This window comes from Streptomyces sp. CBMA291 (assembly GCF_014596525.1).
Taxonomy (GTDB): domain Bacteria; phylum Actinomycetota; class Actinomycetes; order Streptomycetales; family Streptomycetaceae; genus Streptomyces.
Genome location: NZ_MSJP01000045.1, coordinates 64349 through 83674, shown reverse-complemented (window position 1 = coordinate 83674; position 19326 = coordinate 64349). Strand labels below are relative to the sequence as shown.

14 protein-coding genes are annotated in these 19326 nt (G+C 74.4%); 8 read left to right on the top strand and 6 right to left on the bottom strand.

Annotated features, from left to right (window positions below; genetic code table 11):
• Positions 1 to 960: SCO1860 family LAETG-anchored protein (locus BU197_RS12870; RefSeq protein ID WP_223184070.1), on the bottom strand; the 960-nt coding region annotated here is incomplete at its 3' end.
• A gap of 504 nt (positions 961 to 1464) precedes the next feature.
• On the opposite strand from BU197_RS12870, the gene BU197_RS12865 reads away from it, so the two are divergent.
• The gene (locus BU197_RS12865; protein ID WP_188268382.1) at positions 1465 to 3648 is read left to right on the top strand and encodes a penicillin acylase family protein; all 2184 of its coding nucleotides are present in this window, start codon (positions 1465 to 1467) and stop codon (positions 3646 to 3648) included.
• Complete coding sequence (locus BU197_RS12860; RefSeq protein ID WP_188268381.1) at positions 3645 to 4208, top strand: GNAT family N-acetyltransferase; 564 nt, start codon at positions 3645 to 3647, stop codon at positions 4206 to 4208. Before BU197_RS12865 ends, BU197_RS12860 begins: the two co-directional genes overlap by 4 nt.
• A 257-nt stretch (positions 4209 to 4465) precedes the next feature.
• Here BU197_RS12860 and BU197_RS12855 read toward each other — a convergent pair whose 3' ends face one another.
• On the bottom strand, positions 4466 to 5551 hold the full coding sequence (locus BU197_RS12855) for an amidohydrolase family protein (protein ID WP_188268380.1): 1086 nt from the start codon (positions 5549 to 5551) through the stop codon (positions 4466 to 4468).
• Between the two features lie 122 nt (positions 5552 to 5673).
• On the opposite strand from BU197_RS12855, the gene BU197_RS12850 reads away from it, so the two are divergent.
• Complete coding sequence (locus tag BU197_RS12850) at positions 5674 to 6771, top strand: pyridoxal-phosphate-dependent aminotransferase family protein (RefSeq protein WP_188268389.1); 1098 nt, start codon at positions 5674 to 5676, stop codon at positions 6769 to 6771.
• A 92-nt stretch (positions 6772 to 6863) separates the two neighbouring features.
• Here BU197_RS12850 and BU197_RS12845 read toward each other — a convergent pair whose 3' ends face one another.
• On the bottom strand, positions 6864 to 7931 hold the full coding sequence (locus tag BU197_RS12845) for an alkene reductase (RefSeq protein WP_188268379.1): 1068 nt from the start codon (positions 7929 to 7931) through the stop codon (positions 6864 to 6866).
• Positions 7932 to 8047: 116 nt separating this feature from the next.
• Between BU197_RS12845 and BU197_RS12840 the strand changes: the two genes are divergently transcribed.
• A complete protein-coding gene (locus BU197_RS12840) occupies positions 8048 to 8560 on the top strand; it encodes a MarR family winged helix-turn-helix transcriptional regulator (RefSeq protein ID WP_188268378.1) in 513 nt (170 codons plus the stop codon).
• Between the two features lie 321 nt (positions 8561 to 8881).
• On the opposite strand, the gene BU197_RS12835 is transcribed toward BU197_RS12840, so the two are convergent.
• From BU197_RS12835 to BU197_RS12825, 3 genes are all read right to left on the bottom strand, one after another.
• The gene (locus BU197_RS12835) at positions 8882 to 9967 is read right to left on the bottom strand and encodes an aminotransferase class V-fold PLP-dependent enzyme (RefSeq protein WP_188268377.1); all 1086 of its coding nucleotides are present in this window, start codon (positions 9965 to 9967) and stop codon (positions 8882 to 8884) included.
• A 252-nt stretch (positions 9968 to 10219) separates the two neighbouring features.
• The gene (locus BU197_RS12830; protein ID WP_188268376.1) at positions 10220 to 10927 is read right to left on the bottom strand and encodes a DsbA family oxidoreductase; all 708 of its coding nucleotides are present in this window, start codon (positions 10925 to 10927) and stop codon (positions 10220 to 10222) included.
• A 70-nt stretch (positions 10928 to 10997) separates the two neighbouring features.
• Positions 10998 to 11480, bottom strand: coding sequence for a GNAT family N-acetyltransferase (locus BU197_RS12825; protein WP_188268375.1), 483 nt, complete (start codon positions 11478 to 11480; stop codon positions 10998 to 11000).
• A gap of 176 nt (positions 11481 to 11656) precedes the next feature.
• Between BU197_RS12825 and BU197_RS12820 the strand changes: the two genes are divergently transcribed.
• The 4 genes from BU197_RS12820 (at position 11657) to BU197_RS12805 (ending at position 19137) form a co-directional block, all read left to right on the top strand.
• Entirely contained in the window at positions 11657 to 13105 is a 1449-nt protein-coding gene (locus tag BU197_RS12820; protein WP_188268374.1) for a peptidoglycan D,D-transpeptidase FtsI family protein, read from the top strand.
• Positions 13106 to 13381: 276 nt separating this feature from the next.
• Positions 13382 to 13792, top strand: coding sequence for a hypothetical protein (locus BU197_RS12815; RefSeq protein WP_188268388.1), 411 nt, complete (start codon positions 13382 to 13384; stop codon positions 13790 to 13792).
• A 174-nt stretch (positions 13793 to 13966) separates the two neighbouring features.
• The gene (locus BU197_RS12810) at positions 13967 to 16033 is read left to right on the top strand and encodes a SpoIIE family protein phosphatase (RefSeq protein WP_188268373.1); all 2067 of its coding nucleotides are present in this window, start codon (positions 13967 to 13969) and stop codon (positions 16031 to 16033) included.
• Positions 16034 to 16149: 116 nt separating this feature from the next.
• A complete protein-coding gene (locus tag BU197_RS12805) occupies positions 16150 to 19137 on the top strand; it encodes a SpoIIE family protein phosphatase (RefSeq protein ID WP_411158482.1) in 2988 nt (995 codons plus the stop codon).
• Positions 19138 to 19326 lie beyond the last annotated feature (189 nt).

Here is a 19326-nt window from a genome sequence, read left to right as displayed (position 1 = left end):
GCTGCCGCCGTCGCCGTTGCCCGCCGTGCCGCCGCCGTTGCCTGCGGAGCTGCCGCCGTTGCCCGCCGTGGTGCCGCCGTCGTGGCCTCCCGTACCGCCGCCGTTGCCCGCCGTGCTGCCGCCGTTGCCTCCCGTACCGCCGGTGGTGGCGCCGGTGGTGCCGCCCGGCTGCTGGGTCGGCTCGGTGGGCTGCGGGGTCGGCTTCGTGGGCGTTCCGGTGGGCTGCGGGGTCGGCTTGGTGCCGTGGGGCGTCTCGCAGGTGGCCTCGGCGAGCGTCACGGTGCCGTCGACCTTGGCGACGCCCAGTTCGCCCGGATTGACCTTCACCTTCAGTTCGAGGGCGGTCGCCGCCGCCGTGCGGGAGGTGGTCGTCGTACGGGAGAGGTCGAGGGTGACGGCGCCGACGCCCGGGACGGCGACGTGCGTGGTGCCTCCGGCGGTGAGGGTGGTCTTCGTGCCGAGGACGGTGACGTGCCCGAGGACGTTGGACTCGGCGACCGGCTTCCGGCCGGTCTCGCAGAGCGCCTTGGAGGTGACCTTCTCCACCTCGATGAGGGGGAGCAGCGGGATGCCGGGCACGTGGACCCGGGCCTTGACGAGGTTGACGTACCCCTCGGACTTCTCCTTGTCGACGGTGGCCTTCGAGGTGGCGACGTCGGCGGTGATGATGTCGATCGGCTTGCCGTCCTCGGCGCCCCGCACCTTCACGGCGAGTGCCGTCTCGCTCTCGGTCTGCGGCGCGGTGACCTCGTTGAGGGCGACGCGCACCGGCACGTTCACCGTCTTGCCGAGGAGGGAGACGTCGAGGCCGGCCCGCAGGACGACGGCGGTGGCGCGCCCTTCGCCGCCCGTGGCCTGTGCCGCCGGTGCCGCGAGGAGGACGGGTCCGACGGCCAGGGCGGCGACGGTCGCGGCGGTGGCGGTACGGCGCACGGGCATGCGGAAGGTGTTGCTGTTCAAGGTGGTGGAACCCCCACGAGAGACATGGCGTCGCCGGCCGCTCACCACGGGGACGGTGGTTCGGCGCGGCCTCGGCGACTTGAGACACCGGAATCTTTACGCACGGAGAGTGAACTGACAGTCGCCTGGCGTGAGTTCACCCCAAAGGGGGGTTTCCGCGTTCATTTTCGAATTCTCTCGCCACAACCGTTACACGCTGTCACGCGTCTCCCGCGCGGGCGGGCGGAGGGAGAGGGTGCACAGAGAAGCCGGTAAAGGTGAGAACGACCGGATCCGGGCCGGGGTAACGGGCCGTCAACCCGACCCACCCACGGACCCATCCACGGGCCCGCCCGCGAACGGGCCCACGGATGGACCCGTCGACCCGCCCCCTGAGCCCGCCCGTCGATCCGTCGCGGCGGACCTCTCGAAATCCTGTAGATTAATTTAGGCCAGCCTAACCTAAGAAGTTATGGGGGATCCGGCGGTGACCATGGCGGGAACAGGGACGGAATCGGGGTCTGCGTGAGCATCGAGGTCTACCGGGACGCCTGGGGCGTCCCCCATCTGCGCGCCGCCGACCCGGACGAACTCGCCTTCGCCCAGGGCCGGGTCACCGCGCACGACCGGGCGTGGCAGCTGGAGGTCGAGCGGCACCGGGCGCAGGGCACCACGGCCGCGTTCCTCGGCGCCGCCGAACTCGACTGGGACGTCTTCGCCCGGCGCTCCCGGCTCGCCGACACCGCCCGCCGCTGCCACGAACGGCTCGTCCGCGAGGACGCCCCCACGGCCGCCTGGGTCCGCGCCTACGCGGACGGGGTCAACGACGGGCTCGCGGAAGGGGCGCGGCGCGCGCCCGAGTTCGCCGCGACCGGCCTCGCGCCCGGCCGCTGGGAGCCGTGGACCCCGCTGGCCGTCTGGCTCTCCACCCACGTCCTCTTCGCCGGGTTCCCCACCAAGCTGTGGCGCGAGGAGGTCGCCCGGCGGCTCGGCGAGGAGTGGACCGAACTCTTCGCGACCGACGGGCCCGGCACCGCCGGTTCCAACGGCTGGCTGGTCACGGGCGCCCGGACCGGGAGCGGCGCGGCCCTGGTGGCCGGGGACCCGCACCGGTTCATCGAGGCGCCCGGCGTCTACCAGCAGATCCGGCTCGCGTGCCCCGCGTACGACGTGGTGGGCCTGGCCGTGCCCGGCGTCCCCGGACTCGCCCACTTCGGCCACGCGGGACCGGTGGCCTGGGCGATCACCAACGCGATGGCCGACTACCAGGACCTGTACCGGGAGCGGCTGCGGCGGCTCCCGGACGGCGGGGTGGAGGCGTACGGCCCCGACGGCTGGCGCCCGGCGGCGGTCCACACGGAGACGATCGAGGTCGCGGGCGGGGAACCGGTCGTGATCGAACTGATCGAGACGGACCGGGGACCGGTGATCATCGACGGGGAGCCGGACGAAGGCCCGGGCACCGAGACCGGCACAGGCCCGGGAGACGGGACCAGCGCAGGCCCGGGAGACGGGCCCGGTGCAGGGACCGGTGCAGGCCCCGGAACCGGCGCAGGGCCGGGCGAGGAGCGCGCGGCCGTCAGTCTGCGGCACCCTCCCCGCGTCACCGGGAAGCTCGGCTTCGAGGTGCTGCCCGCCCTTCTGCGGGCCCGGACCGTCGCCGATGTCGACACCGCGCTCGACGGCTGGGTCGAACCCGTCAACGTCGTCCTCGCCGCCGACACCGAGGGCGGCACCCTGCACCGCGCCGCCGGGCACGTCCCCGTACGCCCCCGGGCCAACTCCCTGCGGCTCGTGCCCGCCTGGGACCCGGCGCACGCCTGGGCGCCCGCGCCCGCGCCGCTGCCGCGCGCCGGGGTGGACGGGCACGCCGTGATGGCGAACGCCCGGAGCCTCGCCGCGCCCCTCGGCGTCGAGTTCGCCCCGCCGCACCGGGCCGCCCGGATCGACGCGCTCCTGCGCGCCCGCGACCGGTGGACGCCGGAGAACACGGCCACCGTCCACACCGACACCGACAACCCCTCGGCCGCCCGGCTCCTGACCGCCGTGGACCGCGCTGCCACCGGCCTCTCCCCCGCCGCCTCCGCCGTACGGGACCGGCTGCTCGCCTGGGACCGGCGGATGGAGGCGGACAGCACCGACGCCGGGCTCTACGCCGCCGTGCGCGGCGCGGTGACTCGGCGGATGGCCGGGCACGAGGCCTTCACTCCCCTGCGTGACGCGGCCGCCCCGTACCCCGCGCTCCTGCGGCCCTGGCTGGCGCTCGGCCCGCGCGTGGCCTACGCCCTGGAGACGCTGCTCGTGGCCGGGCCCGTGCCCGCGGGGGACGTCGACCGGATCGTGCGCGAGGCGCTCGACGAGGTCGCGGCGGGCGAGCCGCCCGCCGCCTGGGGCACCACCCACCGGCTCGCGCCCTGGCAGGCGCTGCCCGACCCCGACGACGCGCGCTGGCCGGGGCTCGCCGGTGACCACGACTGCGTGCTCTCCACCTCCAGCGTGCCCGGCTGGACCGACCGCAGCGCCCGCGCCTCCGCCGCCCGCTACGTCTGGGACCTCGCCGACCGCGAACACAGCCGCTGGATCGTGCCCTTCGGCGCCTCCGGGGTGCCCGGGGACCCGCACCACCAGGACCAACTCCCCCTGTGGCTGCGGGGCGACCTCGCCCCCGTCACCACCGACTGGCAGTACCTCACCAAGGAGCAGGGATGACCACCGCCGCATACGTCCAGCACATCGAGGGCTTCGGCACCGTCACGGTCCGGCCCGTGGACCCCGACCGCGACGCCCCCCTGCTGCACGGCTGGGTCAACGAGGAGCGGTCCCGCTTCTGGGGCATGGTCGGCACCACCGTCGAGGAGGTCCGCGAGGTCTACGCGCACCTGGACTCGCTCACCACCCACCACGGCTTCCTGATCAGCAAGGACGAGGTGCCGGTCGCGCTCTTCCAGACGTACGACCCCGAGGCCGACCGCGTCGGCGAGTGCTACGAGGTGCTGCCCGGGGACATCGGCGTGCACCTGCTGATCGCCCCCGGCCCCGCCCCGCTGCCCGGCTGGACGGGCCGGCTGCTCGACGTTCTGATCACGTTCGCGCTGCGGGACCGCGCCCGGATCGTGGTCGACCCGGACGCGGCCAACGAGAAGGCCATCGCCCGCATGGTCCGCGCGGGCTTCACACTGGGCCCGCTGGTCGTCCTCCCCGAGGTGGACCTGCCGGAGGTCTTCATCCCGGCGAAGAAGGCACAGCTGGCGTTCCTGCCGAAGGCGTGAGCGGGGTGGGCTCGCCCCCGGCAGAGACGGGGTACGGGCTCGACCTCGACGGGGCGGGGTACGGGCCAGGCCCTGACCGGGACGGGGCACAGGCCAGGCCCTGATGGGGACGGGGCACAGGCCAGGCCCTGATGGGGACGGAGTACGAGCCCGGCCCAGGTCCGGCCCCCCGCCCGATGCGGCCCCCGCCCGGTGCCAGCCCCACCCACTGCGGGCCCCTCAGCCCGCACCCGTCCCTCAAGCCCCGTACCCGCCCCTCAGCCCCGTACCCGCCCCTCGACCACCACCCGGCGCGGTGCCGCGAGGGCGCGGACGTCCGCGCGGGGGTCCTCGCCGTAGACGACGAGGTCGGCGGGGGCGCCCTCCTCAAGGGACGGGCGGCCCAGCCAGGCTCTGGCTCCCCAGGCGGTGGCCGAGAGGGCGTCGAGGGGCGGGATGCCCGCCCGGGTCAGCTCCTCGACCTCCTCGGCGACGAGCCCGTGCGCGAGGGAGCCGCCCGCGTCGGTGCCGACGAAGACCGGGACGCCCGCGTCGAAGGCGGCGCGGACGGTGTCGTACCGGCGCTCGTACAGCCGTCGCATATGCGCCGACCAGCGGGGGAACTTCTCCTGGCCGCCGTCGGCGAGGTGCGGGAAGGTCGCGATGTTGACCAGGGTCGGCACGATCGCGACGCCCCGCTCCGCGAAGAGCGGGATGGTGTCCTCGGTGAGCCCGGTGGCGTGCTCGATACAGTCGATGCCCGCCTCCACGAGGTCCCGCAGCGACTCCTCGGCGAAGCAGTGCGCGGTGACGCGGGCGCCGAGCCGGTGCGCCTCCGCGATGGCCGCCTCGACCTCGGCGCGCGGCCAGCAGGCGGTGAGGTCGCCCACCTCGCGGTCGATCCAGTCGCCGACGAGCTTGACCCAGCCGTCACCGCGCCGCGCCTCGCGCCCCACGTACGCGACGAGGTCGGCGGGCTCGATCTCATGGGCGTAGTTGCGGATGTAGCGGCGGGTGCGGGCGATGTGCCGGCCGGCCCGGATGATCTTCGGCAGGTCCTCGCGCTCGTCGATCCAGCGCGTGTCGGAGGGCGAACCGGCGTCCCGGATCAGCAGCGTTCCCGCGTCCCGGTCGGTGAGGGCCTGCTTCTCGCTGGTGGCCTCGTCGACCGGACCGTGCCGGTCGAGCCCGACGTGGCAGTGGGCGTCGACGAGTCCGGGCAGCACCCAGCCCTCGACGGTGACCGCCTCGGCGGCCGGCCGGTCGAAGGTGATCCGCCCGCCGACGCACCACAGTTCGTCCCGTACGTCCTCGGGGCCGACGAGCACCCGCCCCTTCACATGCAGCACCGTGTGATCACTCATCCCCGCACTGTACGAGGAGGCCGCCTTTTGTACAGGTGGGCCAAGGGGCGGCGGGGAGGCTCCTCGGTACCCTGATGCCGAGTTCCCCACCGAACCGATCCGAAGAAGGCACCCCCGTGACCGTGACACATCCGCTCCTGGACCTGGCCCCGATGACCGCCGCGCAGTTCGCGTCGATCGAGCGCCGGGTGGCCGCGCTGCTCGCCACGGAGCAGGACGTGGTGATCACCCAGGGCGAGGCGCTGCTCCCCCTTGAGGGCTGCATCCGCAGTGGGGCGCGGGCGGGTTCGACCGCGCTCAACGTGGTCACCGGGCCGTACGGGCAGACCTTCGGCAACTGGCTGCGGGACTGCGGTGCGACCGTGGTGGACCTGGCGGTGCCGTTCCACACGGCGGTGACGGCCGAGCAGGTGGAGCGGGCGCTCGCCGAGCACCCCGGGATCGACTTCGTGTCGCTGGTGCACGCGGAGGCGGCGACCGGCAACACCAACCCGGTCGCGGAGATCGGCGAGGTCGTGCGGGCGCACGGGGCCCTGTTCTACCTGGACGCGGTGGCGTCGATCGGCGCCGAGCCGGTGCTGCCGGACGCGTGGGGCGTGGACATGTGCATCATCGGCGCGCAGAAGGCGATGGGCGGGCCCGCGGGGGTGTCGGCGGTGTCGGTGAGCGCGCGCGCCTGGGAGCGCTTCGCGGCGAACCCGGCGGCGCCGCGCCGCTCGTACCTCTCCCTCCTCGACTGGAAGGAGCGCTGGATCGACGGCGGTCGCAAGGCGCTGCTGCACGCGCCCGCGCAGCTGGAGATGCTGGCCCTCGAAGCCTGCCTGGAGCGGATCGAGACGGAGGGTCTGGACGCCCTGACGGCCCGGCACGCCTCGGCCGCCTCGGCGACCCGGGCGGGTGCGCTGGCGCTCGGCGGCGGGCTCGAACCGTTCGTGTACGAGGCGAAGGACGCGGCTCCGGTCGCGACGACGCTGCGGGTGCCGGCCGGGACGAACGCCTCGGAGCTGGTGGCGAAGGCGCTGGCGGCCGATCCCTCGCTGCCGCTGATCGCGGGCGGCGGGGCGCTGGCCTCGGAGATGATCCGGGTCAACCACTACGGGGCGGACGCGACGCCGGACGCCGTGCGGTCCTCGCTGGACGCGCTGGGCGCCGCGCTCGCCGAGTCGGGCCGCGCGGTGGACCCGGAGGGCGCGCGCCGGGCGGTCACCGAGGCCTGGTAGCGGGCGCCGGGGGCGTACGGGGAAGGGCGGGGTCCGGTGGCCGGACCCCGCCCTTCCCTTGTGCCCGCGTCGTCGGCGTGTCCGGATCCGGGTCAGAGGGCCGGGTAGTCGACGTATCCGCGCGCGTCGCCGGAGTACATGGTGGCGGCGTCGATCTCGTTGTAGGGGCCGTCGGTCCGCAGCCGGGCGGGCAGGTCGGGGTTGGCGACGAAGAGCCTGCCGAAGGCGACGAGGTCGGCGGTGCCGTCCTCGACCAGGGCGAGGGAGTCGGCGCCGGTCGGCCCTTCGGTGGCGGGGCTGAGGATGAAGGTGCCGGTGAACCGCTTGCGCAGGTCGAGGACGAGCGGGCGGCGTTCGGGGGCCACCTCCACCACGTGGAGGTAGGCGATGCCCACCGGTTCGATGGCGTCGACCAGCGCCGGGTACAGCTCGTCGGTATCGGCCTCGGCGATGTCGTTGAGGGGGTTGGCCGGGGAGATGCGCAGTCCGGTGCGGCCGGGGCCGATCGCGGCGGCGACGGCCTTGACGACCTCGACGGCGAAGCGGATGCGGTGGGCGACGGGGCCGCCCCACTCGTCGGTGCGGTGGTTGGAGCCGGTGGCGAGGAACTGGTGGACCAGATAGCCGTTGGCGCCGTGGACCTCGACGCCGTCGAAGCCCGCCTCGACGGCGTTGCGGGCGGCGTCGGCGAAGCCCTCGACGGCCTCGCGGACCTGGTCGCCGGTGAGTTCGCGCGGGACGGGGAGGTCCCTGGGGCCCTCGGGGGTGAAAACCTGTCCGGCGGCGGCGACCGGGGAGGGGCCGACGGGGTGCAGACCGTCGTCGAGGAGGTCGGGGTGACCGATCCGTCCGGAGTGCATGAGCTGGGCGAAGATCCGGCCGCCGCGCTCGTGGACGGCGTCGGTGACCTCGCGCCAGGCGGCGATCTGCGCGCGGCTGTGCAGTCCGGGGGTGAAGGGGTAGCCCTGGCCCTCGGGGACCGGGTGGACGCCCTCGGTGATGATCAGTCCGGCGGAGGCGCGCTGGGCGTAGTACTCGGTGACGAGCGGGGTGGGGGTACGGAGCACGGCGTCGGCGCGGCTGCGGGTCATGGGCGCCATGGCGATGCGGTTGGCGAGCCGGGTGCCGGCGAGATCGACGGGGTCGAAGGCGGTGGTCATGGCTGTCCCCTTCACAATTTACGTGGTCGGCCAAGTAAAAGGCCCGGCCGTCACTGTAACCCACTTGATTGGCCGACCAAGGTAATCTGGCGGGCAGCCGTCCCGAAGGAGCCGCCATGTCCGGAAACGACCCTGTCTGTACGGGCCTCGTGCCGCCCGCCGCCCAGGGCGGACCCGTCGGCCTCGCCCTGGCCCGCACCGCCCGGATGCACCGGAGCGCCGCCGGGCGCAGACTGCGGGAACTCGGGCTCTACCCGGGCCAGGAGCTGATGATGATGCGACTCTGGGGCTGCGGGCCGGTCCGCCAGTCGGACCTCATCCAGTCCCTCGGGGTGGACGCCTCGACGGTGACCAAGATGCTCCAGCGCCTTGAACTGTGCGGCCACGTCCGCCGCGGCCCCGACCCGGCCGACCGGCGCGCGGTCCTGGTCGAGGCGACGGAGGAGAGCAGGGCGCTGCGCACGGCGGTCGAGGGCGTGTGGACCGATCTGGAGACCCTCTCCCTGCACGGCCTGACCCCCGCGGACGGCAAGGAACTCGCCCGCCTGCTCGACCTCGTGACGGAGAACCTGCGCGGGGAGGCGGAGGAGGGGGCGGGAACGGGGCCGGGGCCGGGGGAGGGCTGCTGACGCTGGGGGTGTGAACTTCGGCGCTCGTCGGGGCCGGTTCGGGGCTCGTTCGGAGCCGGTTCGGGCCCGACTCGGGGCCGGTTCGGCTCGCATCCGGTTTCGACTCGGCTCCGGCTCGGGTCCGACACCGATCCGGTTCGGGTCCGGTTCCTCCGGTTTCGGCTCCGGTTCGGCTCCGGCTCGGGCCGACCCGGCTCGGGGCCGTACAGGCACGGCCCCGAGCGTCTGCGGCGCCGACCCTCGCGACGGCGGGGCGGCCTGGGTGGTGACGTCGGCGGCGGTGGCTGTGCCGTCGGCGGCGGCCGTGGCGGCGGTGTCCGATCAGCCCGCCGGGACCCCCGGAACCTCCATGGCCTCCAGGACGTCCAGGACGTGGTCCACGTCCGCCACCGTGTTGTACAGATGGAACGAGACCCGCAGGTTGCCCTCGCGGTCCGAGAGGACGATGCCCGCCTCGCGCAGCGCGCCCGCGCGGGCGCCGAGACCGGGGACCGCGACGACCGTCGACTCGTCCACGACCGGCGGGTGCCCCAGCGCCAGCAGACCGGCACGGAGGCGGGCGGCGAGCGCCTTGTCGTGGGCCTCGATCCGTTCGATGCCGATCTCCTCCAGGAGCGCGAGCGACCGGGCCGCGCCGTGGTACGCGTGGAAGACCGGCGGCTCGTCGAAGCGGCGCGCGGACCGGGCCAGTTCACGGACGGGGCCGTAGCTGTTGGCCCACATCTCCTCGCCGGTGACCCAGTTGGCGTGGATCGGCAACAGCGCGTCCTGCGCCTCCTCCGTGACGGTGAGGAAGGAGGCGCCGCGCGGACAGAGCAGGTACTTGTACCCGCCCGCGACCGTGTAGTCCCACTCCCCCGCGCGCAGCGGCAGCCAGCCGGCCGACTGGGTGGCGTCGAGGAGCGTACGGGCGCCGTGGGCCGCCGCCGCGGCCCGTATCGCCGCGAGATCGGCCGTACGCCCGTCCAGCGACTGCACGGAGGAGAAGGCGACGAGCGCGGTCCCCGGGCGGATGGACTCGGCGAGCCGGTCGAGCGGGACGAAGCGGGTCCTGAGGTCGCCGCGGATGGTGAAGGGGGTGACGACGGAGGAGAAGTCCCCTTCGGCGAAGAGGATCTCGGCCCCCGGGGGCATCGACTGGGCGATCATCCCGCAGTGCACGCCGACGGAGGTCCCGAGGGCGACCCGCTCGGCCGGGACGCCGACGAGACGGGCGTACGTGGCTCGGGCCTCGGCCACGGTGTCGAAGTCCCCGGCTCCGTCGGGCCGCCCGTCGGCGGTCTCCTCGGCGAGGCGCGTGACGGCCTCGACGGTCCTGCGGGGCAGCAGCCCGCAGGCGGAGGTGTTGAGATAGGTCGACTTCGGCGCGAACTCGGAGCCTCCGAGCGGCTTTTCCAGGGAATCCATGGACCCAGCCTGGGTTCCCCGCGATCACCCGTCAACGGACGGGGCCGAGGGGAACCCGGGCGGACTCGGGGTCAGCCGGGGCTGGGGGCTGGGGAACAGGCGGGGCTGCTGGGGCCGGGCCGGGTCTGGGTCAGGCTCGGTCCAGGTCAGGCTCGGGCCCAGTCGGGCTCAGGCTCGGTCCAGGTCGGGCTCCGGCCAGGTCGGGCTCCGGCCAGATCGGGCTCCGGCTCAGTCCCGAGCCCGAGCCCGGGATCAGGCTCCCGGGACCTCGCAGGCGCCGTCGGGGCCGCAGACCTCGGCGTCCGCGCCGACGGGCTGGAGGGCCCGGCCCTGCCAGGCCTGTTCCAGGGCCTGGGTGAAGACCTCGGCGGGCTGGCCGCCGGAGACGCCGTACCGGCGGTCGAGGACGAAGAAGGGGACGCCGTTGGCGCCCAGCTCGGCGGCCTCGCGCTCGTCGGCGCGGACGGCTTCGGCGTAGGCGGTCGGGTCGGCGAGGACGGCCCGGACCTCGGCCTCGTCGAGACCGGCTTCGACGCCGAGCGCCAGCAGGGTGGCGTCGTCGAAGACGGAGCGCGTCTCGGCGAAGTTGGCGCGGTAGGCCAGGTCGAGCAGCTCGCTCTGTAGTCCGCGCTCCTTCGCGAGGTGCAGCAGCCGGTGGATGTCGAAGGTGTTGCCGTGGTCGCGGCCGTCGGTGAGGTACTCAAGCCCCTCGGAGCGCGCGTTGGTCGCGACGTGCTCCTCCATGGCCCGCGCCTCGTCGAGGGTGCGGCCGTACTTCGTGGCGAGCATCTCCAGGACGGGGGCGGTCTCGCCCTTGGCGGAGCCGGGGTCGAGCTCGAAGGAACGGTGCACGACCTCGATGTCCTCGCGGTGTGCGAAGGCCGCGAGCCCCTTCTCGAAGCGGGCCTTGCCGATGTAGCACCAAGGGCAGGCGATGTCGCTCCAGATCTCGACGCGCATGTGTCTTCTCTCCGAGGGATGCCGGTGGACGGACAGGTGTTCCCCCCGACAACGCCCCCGCCGGTCCGGATCATTCCGCTTCGGCTTCGCCGCCCGGTGTGAGCCGGAGCACGAGGTGGTCGCCGTCTCGGGGGTGGTCGGGGTCGGGGGTCCAGCCGTGGGCCGCGTAGAAGGCCTGGGCGCGCTCGTTCCGGTCGAAGACCTCCAGGCGGACGGCGGGAGTCCCGGCGGTCCGCCAGATGCGTACGCAGGCTTCGTGCAGTGCGGTGCCGACGCCGGAGCGCCAGTGCGCGGGGCGCACGTGGAGTTGGGTGAGGTGTGCGAGGCCGTCGCGCTCCCCGTGGGCGGCGACGCCCACGATCTCCCCGTCCCGTACGGCGCAGAGCACGGCCCCGCGCCCGACGGCGGCGGCCCAGCTCTCGCGGGCGCGGGCCACCTCCTCCGGCCCCCGGTAGTCGGCCTCGGGGAGATGGCCCCGGTAGTAGGTGGCACGGGCCTCGGCGTGCAGGTCGACGACGGCGTCCAGATCGGCGGCGGTGGCGAGTCGGATCATGAACCTTCAGGACGCAGGGGGCGGGTGGGCGGTTGCGCGGGTGGACGGTTGCGCGGGCGGCCGTGCCGGTGAGACCTCGTCCGGCTCGTCCGTCCCACCCGCCCCACATGAAGGTTGGCTGAGAAACGACGTACACCCGGAACGCCCCGGACCGGCCCGTTCGTCCCCTTGGTGCGATGAACAAGACGATCAGGCGCACCTCTGTCTTCGTGCTGATCCTGGTGCTCGCCCTGCTGGGCCGGGCCACCTGGATGCAGGCGTACCAGGGGAAGGCGCTCGCGGACGACCAGAAGAACCGGCGGAAGACGATCGCGCAGTACGCGCAGCCGCTCGGGAACATCGTCGTGGCCGGTTCGCCGGTCACCGGCTCGGAGAGGACGGAGGGAACGGACCTCGCGTACCGGCGTACGTACACCGAAGGCGAGCTGTACGCGGCGGTCACCGGCTACAGCTCGCAGGCGTACGGGGCGACCCAGCTGGAAGGCATCTACAGCGGTGTCCTCGACGGCACCGACGACCGGCTGAAGAACCCGCTGGCCGCCCTCACCCGCGAGCGGCAACGACCGGGCACGGTCGTCACAACGATCGATCCGGACGTGCAGGAGGCGGGGTACAGGGCGCTCGGGAAGAAGAAGGGCGCCGCCGTGGCCGTCGATCCGGCGAGCGGGCGCGTTCTGGCCATGCTCTCCACCCCGTCCTACGACCCGTCGACGATCTCCGGCACCTCGGACGGCGCCGCCTGGCAGGCGCTGACCGCCGACGAGGACAAGCCGTTGGTCAACCGGGCGCTGCGCCAGCCGCTGCCGCCCGGCTCGACCTTCAAGCTGGTCGTCGCGGCGGCGGCGCTCGAAGACGGGCTCTACGGCTCGGTGGACACGGCGACACGGAGCCCCGACCCGTACACCCTGCCCGGCACCCGGACCGTGCTGCGGAACGAGAACGCCTCGGCCCCCTGCGCGGACGCCACGATCCGCACCGCGCTCCAGTACTCCTGCAACAACGTCTTCGCGAAGATGGCCGCCGACCTGGGGCAGGAGAAGGTACGGGCGATGGCCGAGAAGTTCGGGTTCAACGAGACCGAGCTGGACGTCCCGGTCCGCGCCTACGCGAGCGTGTACCCCTCCGGCATGGACCGGGCGCAGACGGCGCTGACGGGAATCGGCCAGTTCGACGTGACCGCCACCCCGCTCCAGATGGCGATGGTGTCGGCGGCGATCGCCAACGACGGTCTCCTCGCCGCCCCGCACATGGTGTCGGAGGTCGTGGACTCCGACGGCGACCCGCTCACCCGCTTCAAGGACGGGGACACCCGGCGGGTCGTCTCCTCCGCCACGGCGGAACAGCTGCGCGGTGCCATGCGGACGGTCGTGGAGAAGGGGACGGGCACCAACGCCGCCGTCGCCGGAGCCGAGGTCGGCGGAAAGACGGGGACGGCGCAGCACGGCGAGAACAACAGCAAGACGCCGTACGCGTGGTTCACCTCGTACGCGAAGGACCCCGCAACGGGGAAGCAGGTCGCGGTGGCGGTGATGATCGAGGACTCGGGCGCGGCCCGTTCCGAGGTCAGCGGCAACGGACTGGCCGCTCCGGTGGCGCAGAAGATGATGGCGGCGGCGCTGAAGTGACGCCTGCCCACGGCCGGTTGGCCCGCGTCAAGGGGGCTGATCGAGCCGCGACGGGCGAGAACCGGTCGAGTCATGCCCGGCCGGAGCGGCAGGAGGGGCCGTTCGGCCACTGACCGGCGGAGGCTGATTGGCTGCCGGACCCCGTCACACGGTATGCAGGGGCACACCCCGATTCGAATACGCGCTCGGACGCGTCCCCGGATCGTGGGGTGTGCCCCTGCTCTCGTCCCCTGGAGGACCGCCGTGCGCCTGCCCCGTTCCCTCTCCGGCTGGACCATGGCCGTCTTCGGGGTGCTCGCCGCCGCCCTCGGCGCCGTCGGTCTGATCGTCCCCGACGCCCTGCTCACGGTCATGGGCTTCGAGCCGGTGCCCGCCGGCGGGCGCGCCGAAGGCGATCACACCCTGGTCTTCCTGACGGCCTCCTCGATGGCCGCGCTCAACATGGGCGTCTACTACGTGCTCGCCGCCCTCGCCGACTGGCGGCCCTTCTTCCGCTGGACGGTCCCCTTCCGGCTCCTCACCTGCGCCGTCTTCACCCTCGCGGTCGTCACCGGCCGCGCCCCCACCGGCTTCCTGGGCGTCGGCCTGTGGGAGGGCCTGGGCGCGCTGGTGACGGGGGCGGCGCTGCGGTACGAGGGGCGGGGCGCCGGGCGGGCCGATACGAGCGGCGGGGCTCCGGTCGGGTGACGGGGGGCCTTCCGGAACCCCTGGGGGGCCTGGCCCCCTAAGGGGCGGGCGGCGCCGGGTCGAACGGGTCCCCTACGGCGGGGTTCAGGGATCGCTCGGGGCCGCTCGCGGTGCGCCGGGGCCGGTGGGCGGGGAGCATGGAGGAAGGCACGGGCGCGGCGGGAGGAGGGCAGTGTGACGGCCGGTTCCTTCCCGAGGACGGCGGGGCGGGCGGGTGTACCCCTGGACGGCACGGGGCTCCTCGATGTGCTCGGGGTCGCCGCCGTGGTGGTGGACGCCCGGGGGCGGATCGTGCTGTGGAGCCCCCAGGCGGAGGCCCTCTTCGGCTTCCCCGCCGAGGAGGCCCTCGGGCGGTACGTGGCCCGGCTCATCGTCGGCGCGGAGCACCGCGAGGAGGCGCTGCGGCTCTTCGGCGAGGTGCTGCGGGACGGCACCGTCTGGGCGGGCACCTTCCCCGTACGGCACAAGAACGGCACCGTGCGGCGGGTCGAGTTCCGCAACATGCGGCTCGCCGACGACCAGGGAGGCCTGTTCGCGCTGGGCATCGCCGCCGACCACGCCACCGTGGAGCGGATCGAGACCGGTCTCGCGCTCTCCGACCGGCTGGTCTCCCAGTCCCCCATCGGCCTCGCCGTCCTCGACTCCGAGCTGCGTTACGTCCTGGTCAACCCGGCCCTGGAGCGGATCAACGGCGTACCGGCCGCGCTGCACGTCGGGCGGCGGATCGGCGACATGCTTCCGGAGCTGGACGCCGACTCCCTGGAAGCCTCGCTGCGGTCCGTCCTGGCCACCGGGACCCCGCTGCTCGACCGGTCCCTCGTCGGCAGGACCCCCGCCGATCCCGGCCGTGACCACACCTGGGCGGTGTCGCTCTACCGGCTGGACGGCGCCGAGGGCCGGGTCCTGGGCGTCGCCCTCTCCGTGATCGACGTGACCGAGCAGCACCGGGCGGACGCGGAGGCGGCCCGGTCCCGGCGGCGGCTCGCGCTCGTCGCCGACGCCTCGGCCCGGGTCGGCACCACCCTGGAGGTGGAGCGGACCGCCGCCGAGCTGGCGGACGTGGTGGTGCCGGAGCTGGCGGACATCGCCGCCGTCGACGTCCTCGACTCCGTCCTGATGCTGCACCGGCCCGGCGCCCCCGAGGAGGGGCCCGAGCTGTTCCGGGCGCTCGCGGTGAAGGCGGCGGGGCCGACCGAGGCACGGGAGGCCGCGGACCCGACCGGGGCGGTCGCCCGGTACGGGGCGGACCGGCTCGTCACCCGGTGCGTGCGCACCGGCCGGCCGGTGCTCGTCGAGCGGGTCGGCCCCGGGGACCTGGAGCGGATAGCGCGCGACCCCGAGGCGGCGCAGCGGCTCGCTCGGGCCGGGGTGCACTCCTATCTGGCGGTGCCGCTGATCGCGCGCGGCGAGGTGCTCGGCGCGCTCGACCTCAAGCGGGACCGCAATCCGCTGCCCTTCGACGGCGACGACGTCCTCCTCGCGACGGAGCTGGCGGCCCGCGCGGCGGTGAGCATCGACAACGCCCGCTGGTACCAGAGCGTCCGGAACTCCGCCGTGACGCTCCAGCGCAGTCTGCTGCCGGGCGCGCCCCCGGAGCGGGCGGGCCTGGAGATCGCGGTGCGCTACCAGCCCGCGCAGGCGTCGAGCGAGGTGGGCGGCGACTGGTACGACGTGATCGCGCTGCCCGACGACCGGACGGCGCTCGTCGTCGGGGACGTGATGGGCAGCGGCATCGACGCGGCGGCGACGATGGGCCGGCTGCGGACCGCGACCTGCGCCTTCGCGGACCTCGGCCTCGCGCCCGCCCAGGTCCTGCGGCATCTGGACCGGATCACGGAGGGCCTGGAGCACTCCATCGCGACCTGTCTGTTCGCGGTGCACGACCCCGTCCGGGGCCGCTGCCGGATCGCGAACGCGGGCCATCTGCCGCCCGTACGGGTCCCGGCGGACGGCCCCGCGGAACTGGTGCGGGTGTCGCCGGGGGTGCCGCTCGGGGTGGGCGGCGGGACGTTCCACACGGCCCGGGTGGCCTTTCGGCCCGGCGACCGGCTGGTGCTCTACACGGACGGCCTGATCGAGACCCGAGACGAGGCGATCGACGAGCGGCTGGCCCTCCTGGTGCGCCTGCTCGACGACGCCCGGGGCCCCCTGGAGGAAACCTGCGACCACCTCCTGCGAGCGCTGCGCCGACCGGGCGCGGCGGACGACGTGGCCCTGCTCATCGCCAGGAGCACGGGATGACGGCACGAGACCGGGGACAGGACCCGGGGCAGGGGCAGGGACCGGGCTGGGGTCCGGACGGGGGGCCTGGTCCGCTGCCGCCTGGGATGGGGGCGGGGACGGGGACGGGGGAAGGGATGGAAACGGCGTCGGGGGGCGGGTCCGGTCTTGGGTCCGGGTCCGGGCCGGGGGCTGCGTCGGGGGCTGCGGCGGCGGGGGCTGGCCCCGGAGACCGGTCAGGTTCCGGGTCCGGGCCACGCAACGGGTCCGGGTCCGGCAACGGGTCCGGGTCCGGGTCCGGGTCCGGGTCCGGGTCCGGCAATCGTCCCGGTTCCGGCAACGGTTCCGGTTCCGGTGGTCGGGCGGCCGTGCCGGTGGGGGATCCCGGGGCGGACGGGCAGCGGGCGAGTGGGCTGCGGAGTGTCGCCGGGCAGGTGTTCGCGCTGGAGGCGCTGATCTCGCTCCTGGTGATCCTCGCGGCCGTCGTCATCACCTTCCAGCAGGCGCGCGGCAACACCGTGCAGGACGCCCGGGTCCGTTCGCTCGCGGTCGCCGAGGGCTTCGCACAGGGGCCGGGGCTCGACGCGGCACTGACCTCCCCCAACCCCACGGCGGTGCTCCAGCCCCGCGCCGAGGCCGCCCGCCGGGCGGCGGGAGTGGACTTCGTGACCGTCCTGAGCCCCTCCGGCCTTCGCTACACCGCCTCCGACCCCTCGCTGATCGGCACCATGGCGACCGGCGACTTCACCCGCGCGGCCGTGGACGGCGAGTCCTTCACCGAGCGGTTCCACCGCGACCCCAACGACGGGGTACGGGCCGTGGTGCCGGTCATTGACGCCCGGGGCCGGATCGTCGGTCTGGTCACCAGCGGCATACAGGTCGAGAGTCTCACCCACGCGACGGAGGGCAAGCTGTTCTGGCTGGTCGGCGCGGCGGCGGGCGCGCTGGTGCTCTCCGTCGGCGGCGCGGGCCTGGTGAGCCGGAGGCTGCGGCGGCAGACGCACGGGCTCGGTCCCGCCGAGATGACCCGGATGAAGGAGCACCACGAGGCGGTCCTGCACGCGGTCCGCGAGGGCGTCCTCATCGTGGGCCCGGACCAGCGGCTGCTGCTCGCCAACGACGAGGCGCGCCGCCTCCTCGGTCTGCCGGAGGACGCGGAGCGGCGGCACGTCACGGACCTCGGGCTCGATCCGCGTACGGCCGAACTCCTGGTGTCGGGGCGGGCGGCGACCGACGAGGTGCACCGGGCGGGCGACCGGCTCCTCGCGGTGAATGTACGGCCCACCGCCCCGGAGGGCGTCGGCTCGGGCTGTGTGATGACGATGCGGGACACCACCGAGCTGGCCGCGCTGACCGGGCGGGCGGCGGTGGCGCGCGGCAGGCTCCAGCTCCTCTACGAGGCGGGGGTGCGGATCGGGACGACGCTGGAGGTCAAGCGGACGGCGGAGGAGCTGGCGGAGGTGGCGGTGCCCCGGTTCGCGGACTTCGCGACGGTGGAGCTGCTCGACCCGGTCCTGCGGGGGGAGGAGCCGACGGGCGGGGTGATCACCGAGATGCGGCGGACGGCCCTGAGCGGGGTGCGGCCCCATCCGCCGCTCCGCCCGGTCGGGGACGTCCTGCGGTTCGACGTGCCGGGCGCCCCGATCGCGATGGCGCTCGCGGCAGGGCACGCCGTGGTGCAGACGGAGCTGCTGGCGGCCGAGGGCTGGCAGACGCAGGAGCCGGAGAAGTCGGCGGAGACCCTGGCGTACGGAATGCACTCGCTCCTCACGGTGCCGCTGCGGGCGCGGGGTGTGGTGCTCGGGATGGCGAACTTCTGGCGGTCGGACACCCCGGAGCCGTTCGGCGAGGAGGATCTGTCCTTCGCGGAGGAGCTGGCGGCGCGGGCGGCGGTCGCCATCGACAACGCGCGCCGGTTCACCCGGGAGCACACGATGGCGGTGACGCTCCAGCGGAGCCTGCTGCCCCGGGCGCTGCCGGAGGTGAGCGCGGTGGAGGTGGCGTACCGCTATCTCCCGGCGCGGGCGGGCGCGGGCGGTGACTGGTTCGACGTGATCCCGCTGCCGGGCGCGCGGGTGGCGCTGGTGGTGGGCGACGTGGTGGGGCACGGGCTGCACGCGGCGGCGACGATGGGCCGGCTGCGCACGGCGGTGCACAACTTCTCGACCCTTGACGTGCCGCCGGACGAGCTGCTGAGACATCTGGACGAGCTGACGGGCCGGATCGACGAGCGGGAGCCCGAGGGCCCGGACGGCGAGGAGCGGCGCCGGGAGGAGGGCATCACGGGCGCGACGTGCCTGTACGTGATCTACGACCCGGCGTCCGGGCTGTGCGCGGTGGCGAGCGCCGGGCACCCGGGGCCCGCCGTGGTGAGCCCGGACGGGCAGGTCGAGTTCCCGGAGGTGCCGCCGGGGCTTCCGCTGGGGGTGGGGCTGGGCGAGACCCCGTTCGAGACGACGGAGCTGCGGCTGCCGGAGGGCAGCAAGCTGGTCCTGTTCACGGACGGGCTGCTCCAGGACCGGGAGCGTGCCCGGGACGTCGGCTCGGGGCTCGGGCTGCTGCGGACGGCCCTCGCCCGACCCGACCGCTCGCCGGAGCAGACCTGCGCGGACGTGCTGGCGACGCTCCTCTCCCCGTCTCCGGGGGACGACATCGCGCTCCTCGTGGCGCGGACGCGGCTCCTCGACCCGGCGCGGATCGCGGAGTGGGAGGTGCCGCGCGATCCCTCGGCGGTGTCGCCGGTACGGAACGCGGCGGCGGCGAAGCTGTCGGAGTGGGGGCTCGACCGGCTGGCGTTCACGGCGGAGCTGATCCTCAGCGAGCTGATCACGAACGCGGTGCGGTACGGGGCGGAGCCGATCCGGGTCCGGCTGCTCCACGACCGGACGCTGATCTGCGAGGTGTCGGACGGCAGCAGCACCTCGCCGCATCTGCGGCACGCGGCGGCGACGGACGAGGGCGGTCGCGGGCTGTACCTGGTGGCGCAGTACGCGGAGCGCTGGGGAACGCGGTACGAGCGGCGCGGGAAGACGATCTGGGCGGAGCTGCGCGTGACGGGCGACGACCCGGAACCCCCGACACCGGCGATACCGGACCTGGACGCGCTGGAGGACCTTGCCTGGTGAGGTCGGTGGGTGGGTGGGTGGGGGTAGCGCGGTTGGGCTGCGGAGCCTTTCGGAGCGAGGTGGGCTTGGTGGAGCTGGTGGGCTTGGTCGGGCTGCTGGGCTGATGGGCTGATTGGGGCGGTGGGGCTCGTAGGGCTGGCAGGACTGGTGAAGCTCATACGTCCAGCGGGGCCGCCGGGCCCATCGCCC

Bases quoted from the DNA above. Each gene is read 5' to 3' on its own strand.
- BU197_RS12860 (WP_188268381.1), top strand. From the start codon at position 3,645: ATGACCACCGCCGCATACGTCCAGCACATCGAGGGCTTCGGCACCGTC.
- BU197_RS12855 (WP_188268380.1), bottom strand. From the start codon at position 5,551: ATGAGTGATCACACGGTGCTGCATGTGAAGGGGCGGGTGCTCGTCGGC.
- BU197_RS12845 (WP_188268379.1), bottom strand. From the start codon at position 7,931: ATGACCACCGCCTTCGACCCCGTCGATCTCGCCGGCACCCGGCTCGCC.
- BU197_RS12840 (WP_188268378.1), top strand. From the start codon at position 8,048: ATGTCCGGAAACGACCCTGTCTGTACGGGCCTCGTGCCGCCCGCCGCC.
- BU197_RS12835 (WP_188268377.1), bottom strand. From the start codon at position 9,967: ATGGATTCCCTGGAAAAGCCGCTCGGAGGCTCCGAGTTCGCGCCGAAG.
- BU197_RS12830 (WP_188268376.1), bottom strand. From the start codon at position 10,927: ATGCGCGTCGAGATCTGGAGCGACATCGCCTGCCCTTGGTGCTACATC.
- BU197_RS12825 (WP_188268375.1), bottom strand. From the start codon at position 11,480: ATGATCCGACTCGCCACCGCCGCCGATCTGGACGCCGTCGTCGACCTG.
- BU197_RS12820 (WP_188268374.1), top strand. From the start codon at position 11,657: ATGAACAAGACGATCAGGCGCACCTCTGTCTTCGTGCTGATCCTGGTG.
- BU197_RS12815 (WP_188268388.1), top strand. From the start codon at position 13,382: ATGGCCGTCTTCGGGGTGCTCGCCGCCGCCCTCGGCGCCGTCGGTCTG.
- BU197_RS12805 (WP_411158482.1), top strand. From the start codon at position 16,150: ATGGAAACGGCGTCGGGGGGCGGGTCCGGTCTTGGGTCCGGGTCCGGG.